The organism is Halorubrum sp. Ea8 (genome assembly GCF_002252925.1).
Taxonomy (GTDB): domain Archaea; phylum Halobacteriota; class Halobacteria; order Halobacteriales; family Haloferacaceae; genus Halorubrum.
Genome location: NZ_NHPF01000142.1, coordinates 1 through 11,696, shown reverse-complemented (window position 1 = coordinate 11,696; position 11,696 = coordinate 1). Strand labels below are relative to the sequence as shown.

The 11,696-nt window shown below is 54.8% G+C and carries 11 protein-coding genes; 7 read left to right on the top strand and 4 right to left on the bottom strand.

Features of this window, described 5'->3' with window-relative positions; all coding sequences use genetic code 11:
• Both DJ74_RS16535 and DJ74_RS16530 read right to left on the bottom strand, forming a co-directional pair.
• A partial coding sequence (locus DJ74_RS16535; protein ID WP_094527959.1) for an alpha/beta fold hydrolase occupies positions 1–880 on the bottom strand: 880 nt, incomplete at its 3' end.
• A 234-nt stretch (positions 881–1,114) separates the two neighbouring features.
• Complete coding sequence (locus DJ74_RS16530) at positions 1,115–1,771, bottom strand: helix-turn-helix domain-containing protein (protein WP_094527956.1); 657 nt, start codon at positions 1,769–1,771, stop codon at positions 1,115–1,117.
• 113 nt (positions 1,772–1,884) lie between these two features.
• On the opposite strand from DJ74_RS16530, the gene DJ74_RS16525 reads away from it, so the two are divergent.
• The 7 genes from DJ74_RS16525 (at position 1,885) to DJ74_RS18880 (ending at position 10,122) form a co-directional block, all read left to right on the top strand.
• Positions 1,885–3,525, top strand: a complete 1,641-nt coding sequence (locus DJ74_RS16525; protein ID WP_094527955.1) for an NADH-quinone oxidoreductase subunit D — start codon at positions 1,885–1,887, stop codon at positions 3,523–3,525.
• Complete coding sequence (locus DJ74_RS16520; protein ID WP_394338320.1) at positions 3,522–3,794, top strand: hypothetical protein; 273 nt, start codon at positions 3,522–3,524, stop codon at positions 3,792–3,794. Before DJ74_RS16525 ends, DJ74_RS16520 begins: the two co-directional genes overlap by 4 nt.
• A 112-nt stretch (positions 3,795–3,906) precedes the next feature.
• Positions 3,907–4,830 (top strand): helix-turn-helix domain-containing protein, encoded by a 924-nt coding sequence (locus tag DJ74_RS16515; protein WP_094527954.1) that lies wholly within the window; start codon positions 3,907–3,909, stop codon positions 4,828–4,830.
• Between the two features lie 278 nt (positions 4,831–5,108).
• Positions 5,109–5,732, top strand: coding sequence for a class I SAM-dependent methyltransferase (locus tag DJ74_RS16510; protein WP_094527957.1), 624 nt, complete (start codon positions 5,109–5,111; stop codon positions 5,730–5,732).
• Positions 5,729–6,049 (top strand): hypothetical protein, encoded by a 321-nt coding sequence (locus tag DJ74_RS16505; RefSeq protein WP_094523940.1) that lies wholly within the window; start codon positions 5,729–5,731, stop codon positions 6,047–6,049. The genes DJ74_RS16510 and DJ74_RS16505 overlap by 4 nt, the downstream gene beginning before the upstream one ends.
• Before the next feature lie 104 nt (positions 6,050–6,153).
• On the top strand, positions 6,154–7,605 hold the full coding sequence (locus tag DJ74_RS16500; protein WP_094527953.1) for an amidohydrolase family protein: 1,452 nt from the start codon (positions 6,154–6,156) through the stop codon (positions 7,603–7,605).
• Between the two features lie 993 nt (positions 7,606–8,598).
• Positions 8,599–10,122, top strand: coding sequence for a DUF6498-containing protein (locus tag DJ74_RS18880; protein WP_254922190.1), 1,524 nt, complete (start codon positions 8,599–8,601; stop codon positions 10,120–10,122).
• Between the two features lie 358 nt (positions 10,123–10,480).
• Here DJ74_RS18880 and DJ74_RS19745 read toward each other — a convergent pair whose 3' ends face one another.
• Together DJ74_RS19745 and DJ74_RS16485 are read right to left on the bottom strand one after the other, a co-directional pair.
• Complete coding sequence (locus tag DJ74_RS19745) at positions 10,481–10,708, bottom strand: DUF5684 domain-containing protein (RefSeq protein ID WP_254922189.1); 228 nt, start codon at positions 10,706–10,708, stop codon at positions 10,481–10,483.
• A 250-nt stretch (positions 10,709–10,958) separates the two neighbouring features.
• Positions 10,959–11,618, bottom strand: coding sequence for a hypothetical protein (locus DJ74_RS16485; RefSeq protein ID WP_241881411.1), 660 nt, complete (start codon positions 11,616–11,618; stop codon positions 10,959–10,961).
• Between the last annotated feature and the right edge of the window lie 78 nt (positions 11,619–11,696).

The following is an 11,696-nucleotide window of genomic DNA, read 5'->3' as shown; positions in this document are numbered from 1 at the left end:
GCGCGGCCGATTCAGACACCTCTTCCCGCTCGTGGTGGACCCAGTGTGATGTATCGGGAAACATCCGAAGTTGCCCATTCTCGCAGTAATTGAGGCTCTTTTCGGCCATTATAGGGCGGAGAGCGATGTCATCCTTCCCCCAGCAAATCAGCGTTGGGTGGGCAATTGTGTCGCGTGGAGGATTGTCTGACCGACGGAATCCCCGGTACCAGTTGATCCGTGGCTTGATGCCGGTATTTTGCCAAGCTTCCTTATAGCGCTCAATCGTTCCTGTATCAAATGTACCCTCATTTGACGTGATTTTGAGGGAATCAACCATGTTGGCCATGTCATTTCGGCCCAGAAGCCATTCGGGGAGTTTCGGAACCTGATAGAACCACACATACCAGCTCCGAAGGATCTGTTGGGGGCTCGACCGGAGGGTCTCTTGATACACTGTCGGGTGGGGAACATTCAAGATCCCGAGGTGATTGACCATCGATGGGTGCCGGAGGGCGACATTCCAAGCGACAAAGCCACCAAAATCGTGTCCGACTACGTGGGCTGACTCCCTACCTTCGCTGTAGATCAGTTCACAGACATCAGATGCGAGATTCGAGAGCCGGTACGCATCAACCCCATCGGGAGCTTCGCTCAGATTACAGCCCCGCTGATCAGGAATGACGACACGAAAACCTGCTTCGACCAGCGGAATAATCTGGTCACGCCAGCCGTACCAGAAATCGGGGTGCCCGTGAAGAAGGACGACGAGTGGAGCATCGGGATCGCCGGCCGCCACCACATGTAGCTGGACGTCGTTAACGCTGCGATAGGTCGATTCCAGGTCGTGATCGGCTGGTAGCGATACCTCAGTACTCGGGGGGGTTGTTGTGACTGACATCAGTGGAGGGTTGAAACGCCAACCGTGTTTTGAATATATCCCACGATCATCGAATTGTACTCTCGTGTGAGCGAGGATACGGTACGTAACCGAATACGATAATTGCCGCACCCATGAGGTCACTTTTGAATACAGAAAATGATCGGCTGGGTCTGGCACGGACCGACCTATTGTCCTCATAGACGCCCTAACTCACACTGCGTAGCAGTACCTCAGAATAGAACAGTGTTTAAGTTACTGAATGATTTCGTTAAATACACGTTCTTCGACTTTTCGAAGATGTTCACCGACCGTTCCTGGAGTGATTCCAACGACCTCACTGATGTCTTCAAGCGATGCTTGTCGAGGTTCCCTATAATACCCTAAATCAACCGCCGTCTCCAGAATTTCTTCTTGCCGAGACGTAATCATCCTGCTAAACGATGATCCGTCGGCTTCGTAATCACCCGTTTCAAGGACATCAACTGACATATATTCTACATTCTCGACGTACTCGTACAATTTTCTGAATATCTCATCAGTCCCCAGATACGTTATCTTAAGCGAATCATCAGTGGTAAAGCGGATAGGTGTATCAACCACCAAAAATGATTCTCGCTGTAATTCCAGTGCCCGTCGTACCGGTTCTGTCGGTTCGAATTGACTCACAGCCATCCAACGGTCCGCTCCGGCAGTCAGATAACTGATCACATGAAATGACTCCTCCATAATCTGTCTGTACCGTTCTTGACTACCACTTGCCTCGGCAAACAACAGCACAGTGTCATCAGCGAGAAGCTCAACGTAGTGAATGGCTCGCCGATTAATAGAAGGGTCATCTGTTAGCTTCTCTCCGAGCGGATGAAACGCACCACCGTCACTTGGTTTAACTAACACTGTGAGATAGCGCATGTACCGAGATACAGTGTATTTGACTAAATTATCATGGATTCCGTATTTATACACCACCACTGGTGAGGCAGCGTTCCTACCAGACTGGGACGTGAACTGACACCCGCTAGACGATGCAACGGCAACAACGCTTGACCGCTGATCGACTCGCGGATGAGGCGGTCACGGCCCTCCCCGACGACGCCGTCGTCAGCCGTGAAGTACACGAGAACGCCCCCGCGGTCGTGATCCGTGCCGACCGGGTCCGCAGGGCCCTTTCAGTACTTCGCTCAGAAGTGGGGTTCGACCACTGTTCGTGTGTGACTGCCCAAGAGTACGAAGACCGCTTCGAGACAGTGTATCACCTCACCAGCTACGACAACCGGACGTGCGAGCTGTCCGTCGTCGTCCCGACAACGAAGGATAACCCGGTGTCTGAATCGGCCGCGCCGGTTTATCGGACGGCTGAGTGGCACGAACGGGAGGCCTACGACCTCGTCGGCATTACGTACGAAGGGCACATGAACCTGCGACGGATTCTCCTGCCGGAGACCTGGCAGGGCCACCCGCTGTCGATGAACTACGATCGGAGCCAGCCCCAGATTGTGTCGCTTTCCGAGCACGCCAATCCCATCAAAGAGGACAGTCGTCAGGGTGATACGATGTTTCTCAACATCGGACCACATCACCCCTCGACCCACGGCGTGCTCCATCTGGAGGCAGTCCTAGATGGTGAGCAAGTGATCGATGTGGAGCCGGATATCGGGTACATCCACCGGTGTGAGGAACAGATGTGTCAGCGGGGAACCTATCGTCATCAGATCATGCCATACCCCGACCGATGGGATTGGGGCGGAGCGGGATTACTCAACGAGTGGGCGTACGCCCGCGTCATCGAAGACCTAGCCGATATTGAAGTTCCGGAGTACGCACAGGTCGTCCGGACGATGAGCGCTGAGCTGTCGCGCATCCTCTCGCACTTGTTGTTCACTGCGATGTACGCGCTGGATGTTAGCGGCGAGTTCAATGCCACATTTATGTACGGTTTTCGAGATCGGGACCGCGTTCAGGATCTATTAGAGGACCTGACCGGCCAGCGGATGATGTTCAACTACTTCCGGGTCGGCGGCGTTGCCTGGGACGTTCCGGAGCCACGCGATGAGTTCTTCGAGAACGTACGCGCTTTCACCAACGATCTGCCACGGAAGCTCGAAGAGTACCACGACCTGTTGACGAGCAACGAGGTCTTCCAACTGCGTTGTGTTGACACCGGCAAGCTTCCAGCGAAGGTGGCAAAGCAGTACGGAGTCACTGGACCAGTCGCTCGCGGCTCCGGTATCGACTACGACCTCCGACGAGACGACCCGTACGGCTACTATGATCGTCTCAAGTGGGACATCGTCACCGAGGACGGCTGTGATAACTTTGCCCGCGTGCTTGTCCGGCTACGAGAGATGGAAGAGTCGGCAGCCATCGTCGAACAGTGCGTCGATCTCCTTACAGACTGGCCGGAAGCAGATCGAACCTGTCAGGCCAACGTGCCGCGGACGTTGAAACCGTCCGGTGAGTGCTACAGGGCCGTTGAGGGTGCCAAGGGTGAACTCGGAATTTACATCCGCGCAGACGGCACTGAGACTCCCGCACGGTTCAAAATCCGGGGACCATCGTTCTCGAACCTGTCGGCACTTCCGGCGATGGCAGAGGGAGAGTATGTCGCCGATCTCGTCGCAACCCTCGGAAGTCTCGACACCATCATGGGGGAGGTGGATCGATGACGATGTCCGATTCTAGGGTGTGGGGAGACGACGCCAACCAAGAAGTGACCTGTATCGCCTGCGGTGCGACGCTCGACCGCGAGGACGCCCGAGAGTATTATAAACACGGCGACCGCTGGAGCCGCGAAGGCAAGGAGTTCGAGTACCTCTGTAAGCCCTGTGATCGTGAGTGTTGTCACCAGACCCGCGACGGACTCGAAGAGGCGCTCCTAGCGGCTGGAGCCGGACGAGTCGACCGCGAGACGTTCCTCAGACGGTTCTGTCAGTGACCCACGACTGAAGTCGTGGGCTTGTCAGTGGAGTTCGCATTGTACGGATATCGGGTGCCAGTCGTGACACCTCATGATCATGTTTCAATAACACAGCGACGTGTCACTCCCTATGGAGACCGAACGAACAGCAGACGAGGTCTTCAACCTCTTGGCCGACGAGATACGACTCGACATCCTCCGAACGGTCGCGTACGCACAACACGAGGAAAAACGGACGGGCATCGCTTCGCTGTCTTTTTCCAACATCTACGACCGCGTTGACGTCGACAGCACGTCGAAGCTATCGTACCACCTCGGAGAACTCACAGGGGTGTTCCTTCGAAAACATAACGACGGCTATGCGTTCACTCACGCCGGGGAACAGCTGGTCCGTTTCGTCCTCGCTGAGAACTACCGTCAGCCTTCTGAAATCAGCCCGATCGAGACGGACGGTGGCTGTCTGTTCTGCGGTGAGACGACGGTTCGGGCGGTGATTGAAGACCAGTATTTCATGGTGTACTGTACGGCCTGCGATCGAGGTGTAAACGCGTATCGGGTCAGGCCGGCCCAGGTCCGCGAGCGCACCGGAGAGGACCTGATCGACGCCGTAACCCGAGAGCAAGCCGGTGACCTGCTCAAGGCCCGTCGCGGCGTGTGCCCGGACTGCGGTGGCTGTATCGAAACTGGAGTACAGGACGCCGCGGACATCCCGTTCCCGGACGAACGGCCCGTCTCGTTCATCACTACGAGCGAATGTCGGGACTGTTTACGGTTCCTGAGCCTCCCGTTGCCCGTCGCCGCGGCGTACCATCCGGAGTCGATATCGTTTCACTGGGAGCACGGCGTCGACGTTCTGGGATCCGGCGTGTGGGAGTTCAACCGTTATCTTCACGACGGCCGGTGGACCTCCGAACGGGTTAGCACTAACTCCCACGAGTATCGCGTCGAGCTACGGCGTGACACCTCCACGCTCCGACTGTTCCTCGACGAGAGTACCACCGTCACACGCACTGAGCGCGTGCGACGCAGAGACCAGAGCAAACGCAATTCGTAATAGAATTACTACAAAAATTCCGTTTAGCGAAACGAGCCGTTTCTGACATCAATCGAGGATTTCGACTCGTATAGGTGTGTTCGCGCTATATCGCTCAAATTCGATTTTGAAACGGTTCCAATAATATATCAATACTTCGATAAATATTATGGGTGGGCCGCGCGACGATCCGAGTGTGGAACACGGTGTTCAACGAGATGACGTCAACAGAACACACGGAACGTGACCGACATCGAGAAGCGAAGCGGACTGACCGCGGCACGGTAGCGAACCGGCCGATGTCAGTCTCGGAGATCAAAGCGTCCTACGCCGAGTTCGCGGACGGGATGAGTCGGCTCGAATGGCTCGATCGGATCGTCATCGGACGCCGTCGCCGCCACCGATTCAGCGACGTGGACGGCAGAGTGTTAGATGTCGCCTGCGGCACCGGAACGAACTTTCGGTACCTGCCCGAGACGGTCGAACTCGTGGGGATCGATATCAGCCCGGAGATGCTGTCGAACGCCGAGGAACAGCTCGCCGATCTCGGGAGAGACGGGACGCTCTTGGAGATGGACGCACAGGATCTCGCATTTCCGGACGATAGCTTCGATGCGGTGATCTCGGCGCTATCGACGTGTACGTTTCCGGATCCGGTTGCCGCACTCCGGGAGATGGATCGAGTCTGTAAGCCGGACGGGACGATCCGTCTCATAGAACACGGGCGGAGCGATGTGAGGCCGATCGCCCGGTTCCAAGAGTGGCGCGCCGATCCCCACTACGCGAAGAGCGGATGTCGCTGGACGCAAGAACCAAGCGAAATCGTCGATGAAGCGGGGCTCTCGATCGAGGAGACCGACACCGGATTGTTCGGTATGATAACTACCTTCGAGATCACGCCCGGAGGGGGTGACGACCGGTGATAGAGCCGTCTTCCGGCGCGTTTGAGTGGCTCGCAGTCGGTGTCCTCCTGACGTTCGCGGGGGCACTGATCAAGTTCCACGGGTGGACGTTTCTCCTCGCAGGGTACGACGAGACTGGAGAGATTCCGGACGACGTGGTACAGGATATTGCGGGGAACTCCGTTCTCCGTGTCGGCCTTGCCGTGTTCGCGATCGGTATTCTCGTCTCCGTGACGAACCCACCGTCGTATCTCGGTGTCTTGGTCGGCGCTGGAATCGTACTGGCCGTGCTGCGGATGATCTACCGATTGAACACGTGGTCGCCACGGACGGCCTGAGCGGATGCTGACGACCGCACCAGCGACCGGAGGCCGGGAGCTTTCCCTGCCGAGCGGTCACCGTTCCCGAACGACTTTCGCGGTTCGGCTACCGTGTGCCGATCATGACTGATCTCCTGATTCACGACGCGATCGTGGTTACGGTGGATCACGAAAACCGGATACTGGAGAATGGCTCCGTTCGAGTGACCGACGGAACCATCTTGTCGGTCGAACCGACTGAGCCCGCAGATCGCCGATCGACCGCGGAACACGTGATCGATGCGAGCGGCAAGGTCGTGATCCCTGGTCTCATCGACGCCCACCGTCACACCGATTTCACCCTTGTGCAAGGACTGTTCAGTGAACTCCCCGGTGACGAATTGCTCAAGGAAGCCTTCGCGTTGTATCACACGGCCGAATCGACTCTGGGGGACGATTTTTTCAAGGCCGCGTGGCGGCTCGCCTGCCTACGCCAACTCACACACGGCGTCACAACCGTCAACGCGATGGATTTCACGCCGGAACTCGGGGCGAAAGCGATCGGTGAGACTGGATTACGCGGCGTGATCGGACCGGAACTCGCTGACTTCCTCACCCCTGCGTCCGCAGCCGAACAGCTCGTAGACGCCCGACGGTTCATCGAAACCTATCACGATACTTTCGAGGGACGAGTCACGGCGAGTATCGCACCGGGGGGCGAAGCCGGCTGTTCACGGACGCTCTGGGAGGGTGTGGCCGAGCTACGGGCGGACTATCCCGGCTTGCGACTTCATACACATCTGTATGATTCCGCCGCGGCCGACACGATGGCTGCGGGAAGCGGCACCGATGACCCACTCGACTTACTCGACCGGTACGGCCTCCTTGATGAGCGAACATTACTCACCCATCTACTACACGCAAGCCGAGACGACGCACAGCGGATCGCCGATGCCGGCGCACACGTGCTTCACTGCCCAACCGTTTACAGTTACTTCCAAGCTGGAACACAAACTTGGTTCCCACTCCCCGCACTCCAAGAGTTCGGCGCGAACGTTGTCATCGGCCTGGATGATCCGTTCTGGTTCGATTCCTGGGATCTCATTCAGGAATCCAAACACGCCCGGTTATTGGCGAACTTCGAATACGGTGCTCAGCAATGGTCGTCGTACGATCTCCTCAAAATGCTCACCATTAATTCCGCACGCGCACTTGGCCTCGGCGGGAAGATCGGGAGTCTCGAACAGGGAAAACGCGCCGACCTCGTCGTCATCGACGTCAATACGCCGCGCCATCAGCCGTACAGCAACATTCCTTCAGTACTGATGAACACCGTAACTGCGGGAGACGTTGAGACGGTTGTCGTAGAAGGTGACATCCTGATGGAGGACGGGTCGATCAAATCTATGGATGTCGAGACCGTTCAAACAGTCGCAATCCGAGAGCGAAAACGTTTTCAGCGATGTACTGGCTGGGAAACGTCCCTCGCTGGCAGTACACCGCCGGACAGATCGATACTTCGACGCGTGTCTGGACGGCTCCTATTGAGAGCGATAAAACAGTATGGCCGCGGCGTTGTCAACCAATACCTGTGAAGATTAGGTCAGTAGCTGATGGATCGGGAACACAGACAGGTGAATCGCCTCGGGGTCAAGTACCAGGGCATTCTCCTTGTGTTCAGTAAAACCGCGGTATGACATCACTAAATTTATTTGAGTATCTCAGCCAATTTGATCTGGTGTAACGGGGACACCACATCAGAGGCACATTCTTGAGTATACTATCACTAGTGTTGTCGGGACCTGTATGTCCTAACTTGATACATTGAGAGTCACCGATATTCTCCACCATCGGTGCTATAGTCATAAAACGACCAGATATCCTACCTTGGTGACTCTGTATACTTAGACCAATGCTTCTCGTCAAGTGTGTATTATTAGCTCTTGGTTACAGGGGGAATCAACGCACAGATACTACAGAAGACGATGGTGTACGTATTTCAATATCCAATTCCTCGGAGACACAAGTTCCACGAGCAACTCGAAGTTAGCATCCACAAGGACTGGCGGGGAAGAGCCCTCGACAGGCTGTTGTCGGAAATAGACCACCAGATCCGACGACCTAGAGATCATCTAAAAGCCAGTTCCCGAAATCACGTTGCTTGTCGCCCGCTCGGTACGGATCTTTCAGCACTACCTGCGGCAACTCAGCACCGACAGCGTTGAGAGCCATGTACTTACAACAGACACTCTATCCGATCGGACTGGCCAGTACCAACATTGCAATAGGCTGGCTGCTTTATTACTTATCTGAGCCGGTCCTAGGAGGGCTGGTCGTCGTGGTTGGGGTCTTTGTCATCCTCACCTCAATAGGAAGTACTCTCAGTCGGTATAAACCCGTACTCAGTGATCAACACTGACTCCAGCAACGATGGCTTACTACTATTAGATCCGCTACCGGTTAGGTACATGAATGCTCTCCACAGCATCTGTTCAAAAGTCACGAGACAGAACTGTGATTGATCCTGATGGGTCTCTGTTCCACGCCCAGGGTACGCGCAGCGGGTCGCTTTGTCACCACATCCGTAGATGAGCTCAGCAGCGACAACTCACAATACGGGAGATAGTCGCCTCCCGGATCCCGAACTATCGGACCTCCTTGTGGCGAATCTGGTTCCGGTTGTCGGGATTGTTGTATTCAACCTGTCGGTTTTAGAACTGCTGACATTATATTGGCTTGAGTTCGGTGTTGTCTGTTTTTGGGCGGTTGTTCGAGTGACGTTTGCCGGGCGGCCAATGGAACGGAACGGGGATCCAATCCTGTTGGGGGCGATTGCCACAAAACAGACCTCTATTTCAGTCCCGCTGATCGGTGCTAACGTCCGACTACTGACGATTCCGACACTTTTGTTCGTGGTACCGATCCTCATCGGACTGTGGCTGTTCGTCGGGGCATTAGTTGTCGGCCCCGTAGCAAGTGTGAATCCGGATGCCAACATCTCGTCGTGGCTTATTGCTGGTGCGTTTGGAATTTTCATCGCAGCAGGATGGCGAACAGCCACTACGTACTTTCGAGATGGTGATTACCAAGATCACAACGTCGCAACCGCTCTTCAGAGTGTTGTCACGGAAGGCGCAACAGTACTCCTCGCAAGCATCATCGCGCTGCTCACCGCAGCTCTGGTTGTCTCTAACGGCGGGGGTGGAGAGACCTCTCGTGCGGTTGAACGGGTTGCGACGGGACCACTTGTCGCAGTGGTAGTCTCAATTAGGCTCCTCACCGATCTCGCAGAATACTACTACGATGGCCGTCTCGGTGCGGGATTGTGGTCACTTGTCGGCCGTGGAGACGCATACAGTCCCCCGGAGCGTGAGACAATTGAGACAACGCTATCAGGCAATCCCACAGTTTTGCGGCCGTCGCTGTCGGGACGGCTGCTGCCTACGGCCTCACATTTCCGGACACACCCTGGACTATGGTTGCTGACACCACTCGCCTTTCTCGCCGCATCACTTGCTGTATTTAATGGTGCTACCCAAATAGCGGGTGGCATCATGCTTCTCGGGATCGGCGTCCCGCTTGGTCTCATCCATCTCGACTACTGGATCCGGTACGCTGGTGTTGAATACCGGCTAGATTCGGACACCATTGTTGCGACTGATACCCTGTTTCAAACCCCTCTTTGGCGGTACGAATCGCTAGCTGATCATGAGGTCCGAATCGAACGTGACGCCGTCGACAGGTGGTTGGACACCTCGACGGTACTCGTTGACCGCGGTGGCAGGCCGACCAAGCTACCACGACTCGAAGATACGACCCCAATCACGAACTCACTTGTCGACGCGAGTACCGCAGACAATGACGCTGGTGCGAATTGGAATGCGAATACACACGAGCCAGACACTATGGTGGAAGTTAGCATCGAATTGCTGCGGCTAGACGGTACAGCACCTCGTATCTCGCTTGCGTCGGTGGCTCTGTTCGGAGTCGTCTCACTGATTGCGTTGGTGATAGCTGCTCAGTTTGAAGGCGGCGTAGCAGCGGGCGTCTTCGTATTTTTGTTCACTGCGATTCCGCTCGTCGGGCTTATCATCTATCAGATCAAACAATAACTAACGCTGTTGACCCTCCAGTGTTAGACTGCGGCTCCACGAATTTGTGACACTAACTTCTACTGGTGAGGTGTCGGTGCTACATACTCTATTTAACAGATGAATGCTGGTGGACAGGGTGGAGGGCCGTCCTTCCAGCGGGGGGTGATCGATGGAACGTCGCGGGGGAGGTGGTGAGCCTCCCATCCGTCGGGGGGAGAGGTGAGCGATGGGAGAGGCTCAGCGACCGGATATTTGTTCAAGACCGCCTCCGGCCGGCGGCTACCTGTATATAATACTGGGAATAGTATCAAGCCCATAGCAGCGTTTCATCGGGAGAAACACGGCGCAGTTGGGCCTGAATCAGATTTTTTGAGTGTTAGGCCATGCTCTCCGTTGAGCTAGTGGCATCGTTATACTGGTAGCCACCGAACCCGAGAAGTGGGTAGAAGATGAATGAAATAAACGTGAGTCCGAGGCCGAACAGGATTCCCTTATTGAATTTGCCAGCGATATCGATACTAATCTTCAGCGTGGCGAAGAAATTGATCACCGGGACGAAGAACAGAGCAAACCAGTACCATGCGTTTCCGCTTACTTTGACCAAGACGTAGAGGTTTTATATCGGAATAATCTCAGCCCACCCCGGCTTACCAGCTTTCTCAAATACTTTCCAAAATCCGGCAAAAATCAAAACAGTGAGTCCTAGTGTAACGAACAATTCAATATTGGTACTACCTGCTCCTTGTATCGAAACGGATGAACTCAACGCTAATCGCATCACTCAACTGATTCTCCTATATCAATAAGAAATCCAAGTCAGCGTTTCAGGCACTGAACCACAACCGTTAGAATAGTTATATCCCGAAGTGCGATTCACGTGTGACAACAGTGTATCCCTGAACCGAGAGCACCTCGTCACGATACCGATTCGCGATCAGCTGTTGTGGGACACGTCGTAGTCCGAACCGCCGATTTGAGCTGTATGTTACGTCGATGGTTGTGTATTCCCTTGAGCTGTTAATCGTCGACGTATATGTTGCCCATGGTTGTCCATCAACCGTGACTTCTGACTCAATTAGGTAGCCACCACCTGCTGTCGAATCCGTTTTCGTGTGGACAGTCACGTCGGCCGATCGGAGTCCAAACAGGTACGAAACGGAATATATTGCTGTGTCACCCTCTATGGAGACCTTATCAGCCACACCCCATTGAAGTGCGAGAACAGGCGGTAGGGGCCCGGAAAATTCGTCAATAACAGTATCAAGGTCGTCACTAGTTCGAAGTCGGAACGTCCCGTTTGACTGAAAAATAGGAAGTCGTACTCCAATAATGAGGATAGCTGCGACGAGAACAGATGGTAGCAATGCTGTTACGAGATATGTGCCGAGGAATACCGACACCGCGAGGACGACGACAAGCGCGTTGAGTGGACGTTCGCGTCTAAGATATTGCTGTGCGACATCAACCGCTTTTTGTGAGCGCTCAGAATCCGTGGAGGGTATCGTGGAAACCATTGATGACAGAAATTTACTTTTGCGTTTTGATACAATTTCTCAACATTAAAAGAAGTTAGCTCTGTTAAAATCCTTAGA

Excerpts from the sequence above, each read along its gene's own strand:
- DJ74_RS18880 (WP_254922190.1), top strand. The coding sequence starts at position 8,599 with ATGAGCTCAGCAGCGACAACTCACAATACGGGAGATAGTCGCCTCCCG.
- DJ74_RS16515 (WP_094527954.1), top strand. The coding sequence starts at position 3,907 with ATGGAGACCGAACGAACAGCAGACGAGGTCTTCAACCTCTTGGCCGAC.
- DJ74_RS16525 (WP_094527955.1), top strand. The coding sequence starts at position 1,885 with ATGCAACGGCAACAACGCTTGACCGCTGATCGACTCGCGGATGAGGCG.
- DJ74_RS16485 (WP_241881411.1), bottom strand. The coding sequence starts at position 11,618 with ATGGTTTCCACGATACCCTCCACGGATTCTGAGCGCTCACAAAAAGCG.
- DJ74_RS16530 (WP_094527956.1), bottom strand. The coding sequence starts at position 1,771 with ATGCGCTATCTCACAGTGTTAGTTAAACCAAGTGACGGTGGTGCGTTT.
- DJ74_RS16510 (WP_094527957.1), top strand. The coding sequence starts at position 5,109 with ATGTCAGTCTCGGAGATCAAAGCGTCCTACGCCGAGTTCGCGGACGGG.
- DJ74_RS16520 (WP_394338320.1), top strand. The coding sequence starts at position 3,522 with ATGACGATGTCCGATTCTAGGGTGTGGGGAGACGACGCCAACCAAGAA.
- DJ74_RS16500 (WP_094527953.1), top strand. The coding sequence starts at position 6,154 with ATGACTGATCTCCTGATTCACGACGCGATCGTGGTTACGGTGGATCAC.